At 67.7% G+C, this 15,699-nt stretch carries 14 protein-coding genes; 11 read left to right on the top strand and 3 right to left on the bottom strand.

The annotated features are described in order from the left end of the window. Window positions 1-90: 90 nt before the first annotated feature. The 5 genes from SNR22_RS06610 to SNR22_RS06630 all read left to right on the top strand — a co-directional run bounded on the left by SNR22_RS06610 (window position 91) and on the right by SNR22_RS06630 (window position 5,156). Complete coding sequence (locus tag SNR22_RS06610) at window positions 91-1,251, top strand: glycosyltransferase (protein ID WP_320065563.1); 1,161 nt, start codon at window positions 91-93, stop codon at window positions 1,249-1,251. Window positions 1,252-1,270: 19 nt separating this feature from the next. After that, a complete protein-coding gene (locus tag SNR22_RS06615; RefSeq protein WP_320065564.1) occupies window positions 1,271-2,257 on the top strand; it encodes an NAD-dependent epimerase/dehydratase family protein in 987 nt (328 codons plus the stop codon). Between the two features lie 117 nt (window positions 2,258-2,374). After that, on the top strand, window positions 2,375-3,148 hold the full coding sequence (locus SNR22_RS06620; RefSeq protein ID WP_320065565.1) for a class I SAM-dependent methyltransferase: 774 nt from the start codon (window positions 2,375-2,377) through the stop codon (window positions 3,146-3,148). A gap of 192 nt (window positions 3,149-3,340) precedes the next feature. Further along, on the top strand, window positions 3,341-3,925 hold the full coding sequence (locus tag SNR22_RS06625) for a dTDP-4-dehydrorhamnose 3,5-epimerase family protein (RefSeq protein ID WP_320065652.1): 585 nt from the start codon (window positions 3,341-3,343) through the stop codon (window positions 3,923-3,925). A 238-nt stretch (window positions 3,926-4,163) separates the two neighbouring features. After that, window positions 4,164-5,156, top strand: coding sequence for a Gfo/Idh/MocA family oxidoreductase (locus tag SNR22_RS06630; RefSeq protein ID WP_320065566.1), 993 nt, complete (start codon window positions 4,164-4,166; stop codon window positions 5,154-5,156). Window positions 5,157-5,216: 60 nt separating this feature from the next. Here SNR22_RS06630 and rfbH read toward each other — a convergent pair whose 3' ends face one another. Further along, on the bottom strand, window positions 5,217-6,524 hold the full coding sequence (rfbH, locus tag SNR22_RS06635; protein ID WP_320065567.1) for a lipopolysaccharide biosynthesis protein RfbH: 1,308 nt from the start codon (window positions 6,522-6,524) through the stop codon (window positions 5,217-5,219). Between the two features lie 291 nt (window positions 6,525-6,815). Between rfbH and SNR22_RS06640 the strand changes: the two genes are divergently transcribed. Then, on the top strand, window positions 6,816-7,979 hold the full coding sequence (locus SNR22_RS06640; protein WP_320065568.1) for a glycosyltransferase: 1,164 nt from the start codon (window positions 6,816-6,818) through the stop codon (window positions 7,977-7,979). Window positions 7,980-8,019: 40 nt separating this feature from the next. Here the strand turns inward: SNR22_RS06640 and SNR22_RS06645 are convergent, their stop codons facing one another. Together SNR22_RS06645 and SNR22_RS06650 are read right to left on the bottom strand one after the other, a co-directional pair. Beyond that, window positions 8,020-9,336 (bottom strand): aspartate aminotransferase family protein, encoded by a 1,317-nt coding sequence (locus tag SNR22_RS06645; protein ID WP_320065569.1) that lies wholly within the window; start codon window positions 9,334-9,336, stop codon window positions 8,020-8,022. 189 nt (window positions 9,337-9,525) lie between these two features. After that, on the bottom strand, window positions 9,526-10,740 hold the full coding sequence (locus SNR22_RS06650; protein ID WP_320065570.1) for a phthiocerol/phthiodiolone dimycocerosyl transferase family protein: 1,215 nt from the start codon (window positions 10,738-10,740) through the stop codon (window positions 9,526-9,528). An 890-nt stretch (window positions 10,741-11,630) separates the two neighbouring features. Here SNR22_RS06650 and SNR22_RS06655 point away from each other — a divergent pair. The 5 genes from SNR22_RS06655 (at window position 11,631) to SNR22_RS06675 (ending at window position 15,689) form a co-directional block, all read left to right on the top strand. After that, window positions 11,631-12,455 (top strand): SAM-dependent methyltransferase, encoded by an 825-nt coding sequence (locus tag SNR22_RS06655; RefSeq protein WP_320065571.1) that lies wholly within the window; start codon window positions 11,631-11,633, stop codon window positions 12,453-12,455. 62 nt (window positions 12,456-12,517) lie between these two features. Then, the gene (locus SNR22_RS06660; protein ID WP_320065653.1) at window positions 12,518-13,210 is read left to right on the top strand and encodes a thiamine pyrophosphate-dependent enzyme; all 693 of its coding nucleotides are present in this window, start codon (window positions 12,518-12,520) and stop codon (window positions 13,208-13,210) included. Beyond that, complete coding sequence (locus tag SNR22_RS06665) at window positions 13,207-14,118, top strand: transketolase (RefSeq protein WP_320065572.1); 912 nt, start codon at window positions 13,207-13,209, stop codon at window positions 14,116-14,118. The genes SNR22_RS06660 and SNR22_RS06665 overlap by 4 nt, the downstream gene beginning before the upstream one ends. Window positions 14,119-14,229: 111 nt before the next feature. Next, window positions 14,230-15,495: a cytochrome P450 gene (locus tag SNR22_RS06670; protein ID WP_320065573.1), complete on the top strand. Its 1,266-nt coding sequence runs from the start codon at window positions 14,230-14,232 to the stop codon at window positions 15,493-15,495. Further along, entirely contained in the window at window positions 15,492-15,689 is a 198-nt protein-coding gene (locus tag SNR22_RS06675; protein WP_413775602.1) for a ferredoxin, read from the top strand. Before SNR22_RS06670 ends, SNR22_RS06675 begins: the two co-directional genes overlap by 4 nt. The last annotated feature ends 10 nt before the right edge of the window (window positions 15,690-15,699 follow it).

Raw genomic sequence — 15,699 nt, forward strand, 5'->3', positions numbered from 1 at the left:
CGATTCTCGAACTGCCTCAGCTTTCCATTCTTCCAGCTTGGTTATATGAACGGATCTTGGTGATCTAACGGGCTGCGGTCAGGAGGAGTTGTGAAGGTCATCATTCTCGCCGGGCTGACCCCGTCGACATTCTTCAATCATGTCGCGTTGGGCACCGAGTTGCGTAATGCGGGGCATCAGGTGATGGTGACCGCCTCCAGTGACGAGGTGATGCCGACCATCGCCAGGGCCGGATTGCCGGCCCTGCCGGTGATGGAGCCGGGCCTGACTCGGAAGCAGATCATGGCCGCCGCGGGGCTGGGGCGAGTACCCGAAGACGCGGTCGAGCGTGAGCGGATGGCGGGCCGGTGGATGGCGCTGATCGACGTCACGCCCTGGCAGGCCCTGCTGGACTTCGCCGAGTACTGGTGCCCGGATGTGGTGATCGGCGGGCGGCTGTGCTACGCCGCCGGGCTGTTGGCGGCCCGCCTGGGCGTCCCCTACGTACGCCAGGCCTGGGATATCCACGACCCGTGGCTGTTCGACGCCGGGGCGGCCGAGCAGTTGAGCGACCAACTGGCCGATCTGGGCCTGGAGGGCCTGCCCGTCCCGGACCTGGCGATCGAGATCGCGCCGCCGAGCCTGCGCCCACCAGGCGCGGCACCCGCGCAGATGATGCGGTGGATCCCGGGCAACTCCCCGTGCCGCCTGGAGCGGTGGATGTACACCCGCGGCGCCGACGCCCGGATCGGCGTGACCATCGGCACCACCGTGGCCGACTACGACCAGTACGACTATCTCGAAGGCATCGTCACCAGCCTATCCACCTTGGAGGCGGAGGTGGCGGTGGCGGTGACCGAGGATGCCGCCCCCCGGATGCGCGAACGGCTGACCAGCGCCCACGTGGGCTGGATCCCCCTGGACGTGCTGGCCCCCACCTGCGATGTGCTGGTGCACCAGTCCGGCGGCAACACCATGATGACCGCGCTGAGCTTCGGGGTGCCCCAGGTTCTGATCCCCGACCCCGGGCAGCACCGCCAGGTCATGATGGCGCGCCGCCTCGCCGAGGCCGGCGCCGGGATCGTGGTCTCCCAGCAGGAGGCCACCAGCGAGGCAATCGCGAAGGCCTGCCAGCAGATCATCTCCGACCCCGGGTACGCCGCGGTCGCGGCCGGGCTCGGCCGGGAGATCGCCGCCCTGCCGCTGCCGTGCGAGGTGGTTCGGCGCATCGAGGGGCTCGTCCTCCAGGCATCCGGCCGACGCCGGGACTGAGAGAGGAGTCCGCGGTTACATGTCAGCGCAGCACTGGGCCGACAAGACGGTCGTCGTGACGGGCGGCACCGGTTTCATCGGATCGCACTTCGTCGAGGAACTGCTGGCGCGTCAGGCATATGTGATCTGTCTGTACCGGAGCGACGACAGGCGCATGTTGTCTCCACTGCCCGCCACGGATCGACTGTGGAGCATCCGCGTCGACCTGTGCGACGAAACCGCCCTGCGTCGCGTGTTCGAGTGGGCGCCGCGAGGCGTAGCGGCTTTGATCCACTGTGCTGCGATGTGGGGAAGCGCGGGGTTCCGATACGAGCAACCCGAGACAGTCTTCGAGGCCAACCACCGGCCCGTTGTCAACGTGCTCAAGTGTGCGCAGAGATACGGGACTTCGGAAGTTGTCCTGCTCGGTTCCGGCGAGGTGTACCGGTCGCCGGCAAGCCACCCTCTGCGGGAGGAGGACGACTTCCGCGCGGCCACACTGCACCCGACCGACGGGTACTACCTGGCGAAGGTCCACGAAGAGGCGCTGGTGGAGACCTACCGGTACGAGTACGGGATGAACGTCTTCCGGCCCAGGCTGACCGGCATCTACGGGCCACGCGACAACTTCAAGCCGGGCGCGGACCGCGTGATCCCCACCATGCTGGCCAGGGCCGCCGGCGACCAGGAGATCGTCGTCTGGGGGGACGGGAGTCAAACCCGCACCTACATGTTCGTGACCGACCTGGTGCACGCGGTTCTGCAAATGGTCGAGAAGAACAAGCACCAAACTGTCAACGTGGGGACGTCGGAAACCGTTACCCTGCGACAGTTGGCGCATCTCGTGTGTGCTGCTCTGGGAAAACCGGACCGAATTGCGTTCGACACCGAAAAACCCATAGGCCGGTCGAGTCGGACACTGGACCTCACCCGCCTCCACGGAATCATAGATTTCCCTCCACGCGGCCTTCAAGATGGTTTGGAGCAGACGGTCGACTGGTGTCGAAGGAGTCGAATTTTCGCGTAAGCCCTCGATTTTGCCTCCTATTTCCTCGGGCTGACAGGGGCATTTAGGGGAGTGCCCCGAGTTGTCGTCCGAACTGTTCATCAGCAACTACCGAGAATCCCGAAGGGGAGTGCCTCCATGGCTGACAGGGAGTTCACCGATCCGCGGATTGTGCCGCACGAGTCCGACCAGGAGCGTGACGTCCGCGAGCGGCTGACCAAACTCTTGGTCGACAGTCCCATCCCGCCCAAGTACCTGATCGACAACCTGCCGGTCTACCTGCGGCGTCACCAGCTCGCCGACCTGCTGAGCATGGACGCCCTGTATCGGATGCTGCCCGAGGTGCCTGGCATCATCATGGAGTTCGGTGTGCTGCATGGTCGGCACCTCATGACGCTTACCGCACTGCGTAGCATCTACGAACCGTTCAACTCGCTTCGCCGCATCGTCGGCTTCGACACCTTCACCGGCTTTCCTGACATCGAGGACGTGGACCGGGTCAGCACCAGCGCGGTCCCGGGGCGCTTCGCGGTTCCCGACGGCGAGGTGGACCACCTGCGAGAGGTGCTTGCTGCCCACGAGGCCAGTGAGCCGCTCGGCCACACTCAGCGCTCCTTCCTCGTTCAGGGTGACGTCCGGGAGACGGTCCCGAAGTACCTCGAGGACAATCCGGAGACCATCATCGCGCTGGCCTACTTCGACCTTGACCTCTACGGGCCCACCAAGGAACTCATCGAGGTCATCAGGCCGTACCTGACCAAGGGCAGCATCCTCGCCTTCGACGAGCTAGCTCACCCGAAGTGGCCCGGAGAGACGGTGGCCCTTCGCGAGGTCCTCGGCCTCGACCGCGCTGCGCTTCGCCAACTGCCCGGCCGTGAGCCCCCGGTGATCTACCTGAAGTGGGGCGAGTGAGCCCGTTCTCCCACGGCTGATGGTGTTGACCCCATGCCGTGAAATAGCCGGGGAGGCGCCTTCTGAGCTGGGGCGATGGGGTTGTTCAAGGCTCCAGAATGCCGCACCGACCAAGAAGGGATCACCTGACCATGGCACTTCGCGTTCCCTCGTCGAGCAGGCCCGCCGGAAACCTGGGGAGGGGTGAGCAGCGTGCAGGTACGTGAGCTGGCGGTCGCTGGTGCTTTCGAGTTCACCCCCGACATCCACACCGACCAGCGGGGCCTGTTCGTCGCGCCTTACCAGGAACCGGCGTTTGTCGCGGCGGTGGGGCGACCGTTCTCCGCTGTGCAGAGCAACTACAGCCGGTCGGTGCGGGGGACGATCCGGGGCCTGCACTACACCCGGACGCCTCCCGGGCAGAGCAAGTACGTGTACTGCGCCGACGGACGCGCGCTGGACGTCATACTCGATACCCGCGTTGGCTCCCCAACCTTCGGCAGGTGGGACTCCGCCGAACTCGGGGGCGGGTCTTTCCGGGCTGTGTACTTCCCGTTGGGCGTCTCGCACAGCTTCGTGGCGCTGGAGGACGACACCGTTATGACCTACCTGGTCAGCAGCAGCTATGTCGCCGAGCTGGAACTGGCCATCCACCCACTGGACCCGGAGCTGGCCCTGCCCTGGCCTCGGGACATCACCCCGGTCCTCTCCTCCCGCGACGAGGCGGCCCCGAGTCTCGCCGACGCCCTCGCGGCGGGCCTGCTACCGCGCTACGAGGACTGCGTCGGGGCAGAATAGGACCGGCGGGCCCTGACCGAATTCTCCGGCCGCCAGGACCTGAGGGCGGCCGGAGAAGTGCACTGACTGCGTTGACGCGGAGAGGAGAGGCCCGTGGTCGCCACTGCTGAGGACCCGGTCGGTCGTGCGAGGCACCGACGACGCCGATCGACACCATGATGGGTGGACCCTGGCGGCAGGCCACCTGCCTGATTCGGTACGGCGACCACATCGATATCGGGGCGCGCACTCCGCTGACGTGCCCGCACCTGCTGTGGTGACCGGCGCGATCGGCATCGGTGTCCTCGGCTGCGGGGACATCGCGTGGCGGCGGATGCTGCCGGCGTTCCTGGCGGACCGGCACCTGCGAGTCGTCGCCGTGGCCAGCCGGACCGGGGAGCGGGCGGCGAGGTTCGCGGCCGAGTTCGGCTGCGCCGCCGTCGAGGGTTACCGAAGTCTCCTGGATCGCGGCGACGTCGACGCCGTCTACCTACCGCTGCCACCCGGCCTGCACGCGGAGTGGATCAGACGTGCCCTCGACGCCGGCAAGCATGTGCTGACCGAGAAGCCGGCTACGACGTCCGCCGAGGACACCGCGGAGCTGATCGCGCTGGCCAGGGCCAACGGGCTGGTGCTGATGGAGAACGTCATGTTCGCCCAGCACTCCCGCCACGACCGGGTCCGGCGGTTGCTGGCCGACGGGGTGGCGGGCGAGGTCAGGTCCTTCCACAGCACGTTCACCATTCCCGCCAGGCCGGACGGTGACATCCGGCTGGCCGGAAACCTCGGCGGCGGGGCCTTGCTGGACAACGGTGTCTATCCGGTCCGGGCGGCGCTACTGCTGCTGGGACCGGATCTCGAGGTGGCCGGCGCGCACCTGATGACGCACCCGCGGTACGGCGTCGACATCGCCGGTTCCGCGCTGCTGTACCGGTCCGACGGTGTCGCCGTGCAGCTCACGTTCGGCATGGACCACCACTACCTCAACGACTACCACGTGCACGGCAGCAGCGGACGGCTCAGCGTCGATCGCGCGTTCACCCCAACGGCCGATCTCACGACGGAGATCATCGTGGCGCGGCAGGGCCGGGTCGACCGCGTGACGCTGCCCGCCGAGGACCAGTGTGCCAAGACCGTCGCCGCATTCGTCGCCGCGATCCGGGCGGGCACCTGCCCGGACCCCGGGACGATGCTGCGCCAGGCGATGCTGATCGACGAGATCCGGGAACACGCAAGGAGGATGCGGAGATGAGGGAGAGCACGATCGCGGCGCCGGCCCCGGCGCTGCGCCGCGCCGGGCCGGTTCGCTCGCTCAGTGCGTGGTGACGAACTCCTTGAACGAGCCAATGACGTATTCGATCATTTCCGCGGTGATGCCCGGGTAGACGCCGATCCAGAACGTCCGCTCGGTCACCGCGTCGCTGTTGGTCAACGAGCCGACGATGCGCTGCGGCTGGCCGATATAGGCAGGGTGCCGGGTGAGGTTGCCCGCGAACAGCCGCCGGGTGCGGATCTTGCGGGCCTCCAACCAGGCGACGACGTCCGGGACCGTGAAGCCCGCGTCCGGCAGCACCGTGATGATGAAGCCGAACCAGCTCGGATCGCTGCCCGGCGTGGGCTCGGGCAGCAGCAGCCCGGGCAGGCCGTCCAAGCCCTCGCGTAGTTGGCGCCAGTTGCGCCGACGCGCCTCGATGAAGTCGGGCAGCTTGGCCAGCTGGCTCAGCCCCAGGGCGGCCTGCAGGTCGGTGCTCTTGAGGTTGTAACCGACCTGCGAGAAGACGTACTTGTGGTCGTAGCCGTCCGGCAGCGTCCCGGGTGAGAGGCCGAATCGCTTCAGGCAGCGGTCGTCCTCGCCGGGTTCGCACCAACAGTCGCGACCCCAGTCACGGAACGACTTCGCCAACTGGGCCAGCTTGATGTCCGAGGTCAGCAGCGCGCCGCCCTCGCCCATGGTCAGGTGGTGCGCCGGGTAGAAGGACACGGTGGAGAAGCGGCCGAAGGTCCCGGTGAGCCTGCCGCCGTAGGTCGAGCCCACCGCGTCGCAGTTGTCCTCGATCAGGTGGCAGCCGTGCCGCGCGGCCAGCTCGGCGATCTCCGCGACCGGGAACGGATTGCCCAGCGTGTGCGCGATCATGATCGCGCGCGTGCGCGGGGACATCGCCTCCTCGACCCGCTCGGCTGTCGTGTTGTACGTGCCGAGCTCGATGTCCACGAAGACCGGTACGAGGCCGTTCTGCAGGATCGGGTTCACCGTGGTCGGGAACCCGGCGGCGACCGTGATGACCTCGTCGCCCGGCTTGAGCCGCTCGTCGCCCAGCTCCGGCGACGTCAGCGTGCTCAGCGCCAGCAGGTTCGCCGACGACCCGGAGTTCGTCAGCAGCGTCTTGCGCCGCTTGAGCACCTTGGCGAGGGAAGACTCGAACTTCGCCGCGATGCCGCCGGAGGCGATCCGCATGTCGAGCGCGGCGGCCACCAGGGCCTCCCGGTCGTCGGCGTCCAGCACCGCCCCGGAGGAGAGGATCGGAGTCTGCCCCGGGATGAACGGCGTCGGTCCGGGGACCTGGGCGTCGTGGTAGCCGCGGACCTGTTCCAGCAGTCGTGCTCGGGCTGAGTCGACCATGTCGTATCCCCTACGGTCTAGCGCGAGCTTCGCTGCACCTTGCGCTGAAGTCTCACGACGGCGGCTTCAGTTCGACGGTGGTTACGGGTTCACTCGGATCCGGCTCACAGGGTGCGGCGTCGCACGCGGTTCTCGAATCTGTAGTAGACATGCTGAACGCAGCAGGACGATCCAAGATCCCTCAACCTGGTAGGGCCAGGCCGAGACTACCCACGTTGGTGATGGCCCCGGTGAATGGCGTGGGCACACTTACCCGTCTTGAGATTTCCGCACTACCGCAGGGAGGCCCCCTTGAAGGTCGTCATTCTCACCGGTCCCAGCCCATCCACGGTATTCAGTCATGCGCCGCTCGGGGCGGCCCTGCGCAACGCGGGGCATCAGGTGATGATGACCTCCTGTATGGAGGAGATGATCCCGATCATCGTGGGGGTCGGGTTCTCCGCCCTGCCGATCACCGACCCGGACCTGCCCGCGGCGAAGATCATCGCGCCCGACGGCACGATGCCGCAGCTACCGGCCGAACCGATCGAGCGCGAACGTCTCACCGGCCGGTGGTACGCGCGGCTGGAGGCCGTGACCCTCGACGCCCTGCTGGCGTTCGCCCAGGACTGGCGTCCGGACGTCGTCATCGGCGGCGTGAACGCCTATGCCGCTCCGCTGCTGGCGACCCGCCTCGGCGTCCCGTACGTGCGCCAGGCCTGGGACATCAACGATCCGCGGGAGATGGATCTCGGGGCGGCCGAGGAGTTGCGCGAGCAACTCGCGGAGCTGGGCCTGGACCGCTTTCCCGATCCGGACATGATGATCGAGATCACGCCGCCGAGCCTGCTCCCGCCGGATGCCGCGCCCGCGCAGATGATGCGGTGGATCCCGGGCAACTCGCAGTGCCGCCTGGAACCGTGGATGTACACGCGGGGCGCGGGCACCCGGGTCGGCGTGACCATCGGTACGGGCGTGATCCGCCACAACGAGCTCGACTTCCTCCACGAGATCGTCGAGCACATCACCGCCCTGGACGCGGAAGTGGTGGTGCCGGTGCAGGACGAGGCTGCCCCCGTCCTGCGTGAACGGGTGAAGAATGTCCGGGCGGGCTGGATCCCCCTGGACGTCCTCGCGCCGACCTGCGATGTCCTTGTACATCAGACCGGCGGCAGCACCATGATGACGGCTCTGAGCTTCGGGGTGCCCCAGATTCTGATCCCCGACCCCGGCATGTGGCGCCAGACCGAGATGGCCAACCGTCTCGCCGAGGTCGGCGCCGCAATCGTGCTCACCCCGGAGGAGGCCGCGAGCGACGCCATCGTGAAGAGCTGCCAGGAGATCATTTCCAATCCGGCCTACGCCGCGGCCGCGGCCGCGCTCGCCCGGGAGATCGCCGCCCTGCCGTCGCCCTCCGAGGTGGCCCACCGCATCGAGTCGCTCGTTCACGAAGCGTCCCGGGGAGGCCGTGACTGAACCGTCCGTTCCCCGACGAGCGTGGTGCGTTCTGCGAGGTCTACCGCTCGCCGAGTTGGACCAGTGACGTGCGCAGCGCCTCGCCGAGGAAATCCAGGTCGGCATCCGTGGCGTTCAGCGGAGGCGCGACCAACAGGCCCTCACCGCTGCGGTCGGGGTGCCATCCGACGAAGGGGTACAGCAGCAGACCGTTGCTCCTGGTGATCTGCAGGGCGTCGCGGATGGTGCCCGGGGCCAGTTCGATTCCGTAGAAGTAGCCGAGGCCGCGCACATCCTTCACCATCGGCATGTCCCGCGTCGCCTCGGTCACGGTCTTGCCCACGGCCGCGCCGCGTACCTGATCGCGGTCGAGAGCACCGAGTTCGTCCAGCACCGACAGCACCGCGAGCCCGACCCGTCCCTGTAGCGGGGTCGCTGACATCGTTCCCATCAGCGGCAGCCACCTGCCGCTCGACAGGATGGTCTCGGCCAGCTCCGGCGCGATCATCGTGGCAGCCAGGGGGATGAACCCCGCGCCGAGCCCTTTCGCCAGCGTCACGATGTCCGCTTCCGCGCCCGCGGTGTGGTGCGAGCCCAGCGGGAGCCCGGTGCGGCCCAGCCCGGTGAGCACCTCGTCATGGATGACGAGGACACCGTACTCGTCGCAGATCTCGCGCACCGCTCGCAGATATCCGGCCGGCGGCACGTATCCACCGCCGGTCGTGCCGTTGACGGTTTCCATCAGCACCGCGGCGACGCTCTCCGGCCCGGCGTTGACGATGGCCTCGCGCACGACCCGTGCGCATTCTTCCCGGCAGTTGGGGAAAGGACAGCCGAGATGCTGTCCGGGGTAGGGCGGATCGAAGGCGGGTGCGATGCCGAAGCTGTCGTCCTCGTGCGGCCGCCGGGAGCGGTGACCGGACAAGGCGAGCACCAACGCGCTGTTGCCGTGGTAGCCCAGCGAGGCCGTCAGTACCTTGTGGCGGCCCGTCTCGCCCCGTGACCGCTGCGCCAGCCTCGCCAGGGCGATGGCGGCCTCCGTGGCCGACGTGCCGGTGGGGGTGAACATGACCCGGTCGTCCGGCCGGTGCACGGCCCTCGCCGTGGCGGAGGCCAACTGCTCCAATTGGGTGGGCGCGAACGATCCCGGGCTGGCGTATGTGCAGATCCCCACCTGGTCCCTCAGCGCCTCGACCACCGTGGGATGGGCGTGGCCGATGTTCACGTTGACGATCCCGCTGCAGGCGTCGAGGTAGCGCCGCCCGTCGGAGGAGAATATCCAGGATCCGAAGGCGTGGCTGTAGGAAATCGGGACGATCTGCAATCGCGCGGCCAGCAGCTGCGATGTGTCCGCAGCCTCGTTCACGGTCGTGGTCACGGTAGGAGTCCTCCTGGCACTCGATTCTGATGTCACCGGTGAGCAGTCGATGCGCGCGCGACTCCTGCCGGTTCAGCCGGACGTCGGCTGCTCACCGGTCCGCGGCTGCTCGCTCGGTGACGTGATCGACGTAGGGCCTGGCCTCGTTGCGTAGGTCGGCTGCCCGATTGGCACCGGAGACACCGGACCTCACAGGTCACTGGTCACGCGGCCCAGTTGTTCACGCAGACAGTCGATGCGCCTCGGCAGCTCCGGATCGCCCTCGGGCCAGGCCAGATCGATGCCGAGCCGTCCGTCGAAGGTGCTCACCACGTAGCCACCGAGGGCCACGGCCTCCCTGGTGTAGGAAGCGGAGCGGAGGTTGGTCAGTCGCAGACCGTCCGGGGGCCGGATCGGCGGTACCACCCCCCAGTTCATCATGCTGACCACGGCCGGGGTGAGATGCGGGTCCCACGGTCTCGCGCCGGGCGCCGGCTTGTGGAAAATGTCGAGGAGGCTGCGCTGGATGGATCCGTCGGTTAGCCCCGCCCGCAGTTGCTCACCGATCGCCCGACCGATCGAGACGGCGTCGGGCTCGATTCCGTCGGTGACCCGAAACCCCACGCCGCCCAGCACGTTGGTGCCCTCGGTCGCGCCGACCGGCGGAGAGAGGTGCTGGCGCAGATTCACCGCGTACCGGTAGACCAGGTCGCTCAGCGGCAGGCCGCGGATCTCGGCCTCGGCGAGAAGTATGGTGCCCGACAAGAGGCCGTTGATCGTCACGTGCTCGCGGTGGGCGCGTTCCACCAGCGCCGTCGTCTGAGCCGCCGTCAAGCGATGTTGGACCACGTGCCGGACGACCCGGGCCGGTGGGGACATCGCCTGGCTCGGCAACGGCATCGGGGTTCGTGCCGCGCCGGGTGCGTGCGCGTGGATGCCGCGCTCGGCCAGCAGGTCCTCCAACGACCTGGGATACGGGTGGCTGGGCAGGTCGAGGGGTACACCGTTGACCACATCGGTGTAGCAGGACCAGAGCGCCACGAGCACCTCGATGGCGTGTTGGGCGTCGGCGATGCTGTGATGGAGCGCCAGGCACACGCTCGCCTCGTCGCCGTCGTACACGACGTTGAGCGCGCTCAGCGACCGGAGTTGATTCAGCTCAACCCCGGTCAACGGTTGCTCGACGTCCCCGTCGCAGAATCGGACCTGCTGCCGAGCGCCGGACTCCGCGAAGACAGGTCCGTCGTCGTCGGCTTCAAGCCGGGCCGCGAGCTGGGGATAGGCGTCGCGCACGGCCTCGTAGGCGGTTGTCAGGGCATCCGGATTCAGCCGGCCGACGGCGTGCACCGCGTATCCGATGTATGCCTCTTTGCGGGCATGGACTCTTTCGGTAGGTGACAGCGCACGCAGTCCGACCCTTGTCACGAATTGCCTCCAGTCAGCGTGCGTTCCGACCTTGATCAGGCTTGCCGACGGCGTTCGCTGGGGCCATCACCAACGTGGGTAGTCTCGATCTGCTGTCGGGCACGGCCGGCGCCAGGCTGAATGGGTGCCGGCCGAGGGCGGGCCCGTCCGTCCGGCATGGGTGGCCGTCGCGGGACGTCGCTGCCCGTCTCGTACTGTCAGAGCTGAGGATGCCCGGGCGCATGGGCCTGTTCTATCCTGAGGAGCTTCACCACGCACCTGCGGCGTGTCTCTAAGCAGTGTCAAACACGTCAATGTATGGCGTGGTTCCGCGCATGGTGGGCAGATATGCCTTTTTCGAGCCGCGGATTTACCTTGACCAGCGAAAACTTGCCTCCGAAACAGCTTTCTGGCACCCCACTAGACGCGACGCCTCGCCGAAGGTATGGTCGGTAATTGGTTGGCTGCCCGGTGTAATCGGCGGCCAGGATAAACCCGTTGAGGGGCCGGGGCCCGAGGGAGAGTACCTTGTCTTCTTTGCCGAGACTGGCACCTGCCGGACTGGATCTTGCCTGGGGCCGAAACCGCCGAACACCGCTATTTCGATTTCCTCGGCACTCTTCTGCGGAAAGTCTGGATGATTCCTTGCCGGGCTCATGTGAGGCCGCCGATATTTATCGGCGGTCCGCCTTTTCGTGGTGCGGCGGACGGCTCGACGTGGGGCTGCGGTTCGCCGCAGCGGTGGTCGGCAGGCAGTTGTTCAGCTCTCGGCACACCGGCGCATTCGACCTCAAGAAGGTGTACCGGGAGATGGGCGTCGCGTCGCGCGTCGGGCTGGTAAGCAGTGTGACACCGCCGTTGCTTGCTGGAACGGCATGACAATCCGGAAAAATGATGGTTGAGGGGGACGCGTGACAAAGCCGACGCCGACCGAGATTGGCCATGGCTACGACGCCTTCGCGGATCTGCTCGATCAGATCTGGGGCGAGAATCTGCACCACGGCTACTGGGACGACACGTTCGACGAGACGTCGCTCGAAGACGCGACCAACCGGCTTACCGACAAGCTGAGTGGACTGCTTACCATCGAGCCGGGCGATCGTCTGCTCGATCTCGGTTGTGGCATCGGTGAGCCGGCCATCAAGCTGGCCACGGCGCATGACATCGAGGTCGTGGGAGTCTCGATCAGTGAGCGGCAGGTGCAGCGGGCGAATGACCGCGTCGCCTCCGCCGGGCTGGCCGGCCGACTGTCCTTCCAGCTCGCCGACGCGATGGAACTGCCATTCCCGGACGAGTCGTTCGACATCGTCTGGGCATTGGAGTCCTTGCACCACATGCCGGATCGGTGGCATGTGCTCCGTCAGGTGGCCAGGGTGCTGCGACCCGGCGGCCGGGTGGCGATCGGTGACTTTCTGCTGGTCTCGGGCGCCGACGGGCAGGAACCCGATGCCGCCCGCGTGCGTGAGGTCAGCAAGGGTGTGCTGTCGATCGTCGGGATTGACGAGTACCTGTCCAACATCCGCGCGGCCGGACTCGTGCCCGAGGCCATCGAGGACGTCAGCAAGCATACTCAGCCATCATGGGGCAAGGCCGCGGTGCGGTTCGAAGCGCTGCGGGACCAGGCCCTGCCGCACATCGGGGCAGAGCAGTTCGAGCTCACGCTCTCGAGGTTCCACGGATTCAGCGAGGAATCGACGCTGGGGTACGTCCTCCTGACTGCTCGCAAGCCCGTCTGATCACCACAGCCCGGCTGGTCGTGGTGCTTTCTCAAGTATCGAATACGTTCCGGGGTGGAATCATGCAGACAACAGAAGAGACGATACGAAGCCTCTTCAGCAGGATGGTCGGGGATGAGAAGCACGGGTGGGCAGCCGCGTCCACGCTGCACGCACTCTGGGTCCTCTACGATCGTGTGCTCGACGTCTCGCCGGCGAATATCGACGATCCCGACCGGGACCGGTTCTATCTTTCCAAGGGCCACGGTCCGATGGCCTACTACGCGGTGCTCGCCGCGAAGGGCTTCATGGAGCCAGAGACGCTGGACACCTGGCGAACGTTCGGCTCGCCGCTCGGCATGCACCCGGACCGCACGCTGGCGCCCGGCGTGGAGATCAGCGCCGGCTCCCTCGGCCACGGGCTCCCGCTCGGCGTGGGAACCGCGCTCGGGCTGCGCGCGCAGGGGCGGCGTGCCCGCGTGGTGGTGCTGATGGGTGACGGCGAGTTCGACGAGGGCAGCAACCACGAGGCGATGGCCATCGCCGGGCGCCTCGGGCTCGACCGCGTCACCGCGATCGTGATCGACAACGGCACGGCGAGCCTCGGTTGGCCGGGCGGCATCGCCGGGCGCTTCGAGGGGGAGGGCTGGGATGCGACCACGGTGGATGGCCGCGACCACGACGAGCTGTACCGGGCGCTGACCCGGGAACCCGACGGGCGACCGCAGGCCGTGGTGGCGGAGGTTCGCGAGATTACGGAAGGAAGCGCGGCATGAGCACCCAGGTGACCCGGAAGCCGATGCGGAGCGTCTTCGTCGACACCATGATCGAGTCACTGGCCGCCGACCCCAGGCTGGTCCTGTTGACGGCCGACATCTCGTCGTGGTTCTTCGACGCCGCGCGGGCCGAGTTCCCAGACCGCGTGATCAACGTCGGGATCCGCGAGCAGGCCATGATCGGGATTGCCGGTGGCCTGGCGCTGACCGGGCACCGGCCGGTGGTGCACACCTACGCGCCGTTCCTGGTCGAACGGCCTTTCGAGCAGCTGAAGATCTGCCTCGGGCACCAGGACGTCGGCGCGGTGCTGGTCAGCGTCGGCGCCTCCTACGACGACCCGTCGTGGGGCCGGACCCATCAGGCACCCGAGGATGTCGCGCTGCTCGACACGCTGCCCGGCTGGACCGTACACGTGCCGGGGCACGAGGACGAGGTCCAGCCGCTGCTGCGCAGGGCGATGTCCGGCGACGGGCGGGTCTACGTACGGCTGTCCGAGAGGGTCAACAGCGAGGCGGTGCCGGTCTCGGAGGGGTTCACTGTGCTGCGCCGGGGCGGCGCCGGCGTGGTGATCGCGGTCGGCCCGGCGCTGGACCAGGTGCTCGCCGGGACATCCACGATCGATGCGACGGTGCTGTACGCGTCCACGATCCGACCGTTCGACCACGTCGGCCTGCGCGCCGCGGTGGCCGGCTCGCGGCCGAACGTGGTGGTGGTCGAGCCGTACCTGCGGGGGACCTCGGCGCACGAGGTGGCCGAGGCGCTCGGCGACGTGCCACACCGGCTACGGTCGTACGGCGTGTGGCGGGACCGGGAGGCGCGCGTCTACGGCACGGCCGAGGAACACGACCGGTTGTACGGGGTGGACGCCGCGAGCCTCGCCGAGTCGATTTCCAGCTTCTTCCACTAGCCCGACCGGGCCCCTGAGAACCGCACGAACTCTTTTGGTCGGCTGTAGCTCGGCACGGCGACGAGAACGCCGCGGTTGAATCATTTCCCGCACCCCGAGGAGTAGCCCGAAGTGACGACCAGGACGACCGAAACCCCGCCCGCCGAGGAATCGCTGCGCGCACCGCTGTCCCCGGAGTTCCTTGAGCGCGACGACGCGTTCACGCCGCCGGCCGCCCTGATGGCGCTGGCCGAGCAGTCCCCGGTCGTCAGGGCGACCCTGCCGGGCGGTGACCCGTTCTGGTTGGTGTCCGGGTACGAGGAGGCCCGCGCGGTGCTCGTGGACCCGCGGTTCTCCGCCGACCGGTTCCAGTACCACCCGAGGTTCAAGGAACTTCCCGAGCAGTTGCGGGAGCAGTTGCGCGACGACAAGGCGCGGGCCGGGTCGTTCATCAACATGGACCCGCCGGAGCACAACCGTTACCGCAAGTTGCTCACCGGGCAGTTCACCCTCCGGCGAATGCGCCAGCTCACCACCCGGATCGAGGAAATCGTCACGGAACGACTGGATGCCATGTTGGCCAAGGGAAACACCGCCGACCTGGTGACCGAGTTCGCGATCCCGGTGCCCACGCTGGTGATGTGCGAGCTGCTCGGGGTGCGCTACGAGGACCGGGAGGAGTTCCAGCGCAGCACGGCGGCCCTGCTGCAGATGAACGTGCCGGTCAAGGAAGCGCTGGCGAACCTCCAGGCCCAGCGCGCGTTCATGCAGCGGCTGATCGCCGACAAGCGGGAGAACCCGACCGACGACATGATCTCCGGTCTGATCCACCACGCTGGGGCTGACCCTGCGCTGACCGAGGACGAGCTGATCAACATCGCCAACCTGCTGCTTGTCGCCGGCCACGAGACCACCGCGAACATGCTGGGACTCGGCACCTTCGTGCTGCTGCGACGACCCGATCAGCTCGCCGCGCTACGCGACAACCCGTCCCGCATCGATGATGCCGTCGAGGAGCTGCTGCGCTACCTGTCGATCGTCCACGTCGGGATCTTTCGCTTCGCCAAGGAGGACCTGGAACTCGGCGGCGATCACCTCCCGGTTGGCTCGACCGTGGTGATCTCCCTGGTGGCCGCCAACCGCGACAAGCAGCACTGGCCGGACCCGGACGTGCTGGACGTGACCCGGGTCCGGAACCCGCACCTGGCGTTCGGCCACGGCGTGCACCAGTGCCTTGGCCAGCAGTTGGCCCGGGTGGAGATGAGGGTCGGGTACAGCGAACTGCTGCGTCGCCTGCCCAACCTCCGCCTCGCCGTGCCACCCGAGGAGGTTCCCCTGCGCACCGACATGATCACCTACGGCGTGCACGCCCTACCGGTCGTCTGGGACGCGCCATGAGGGTGCGCGCCGACCGGGAGGCCTGCGTTGGCTCGGGCCTGTGCGCGCTACGCCTGCCCGAGCTGTTCGACCAGAGCGAGGACGACGGCACCGTGTTGCTTCTGCGGGCTGAGCCCGAACCTGACCAGGAGGCCGCCGCGCTCGAGGTGGTTGAGGTCTGCCCGTCCAGGGCGCTGCGGATCGATCGCGCTTGACGGAGGAGTA

This window comes from Micromonospora sp. RTGN7 (assembly GCF_033804645.1).
Taxonomy (GTDB): domain Bacteria; phylum Actinomycetota; class Actinomycetes; order Mycobacteriales; family Micromonosporaceae; genus Micromonospora.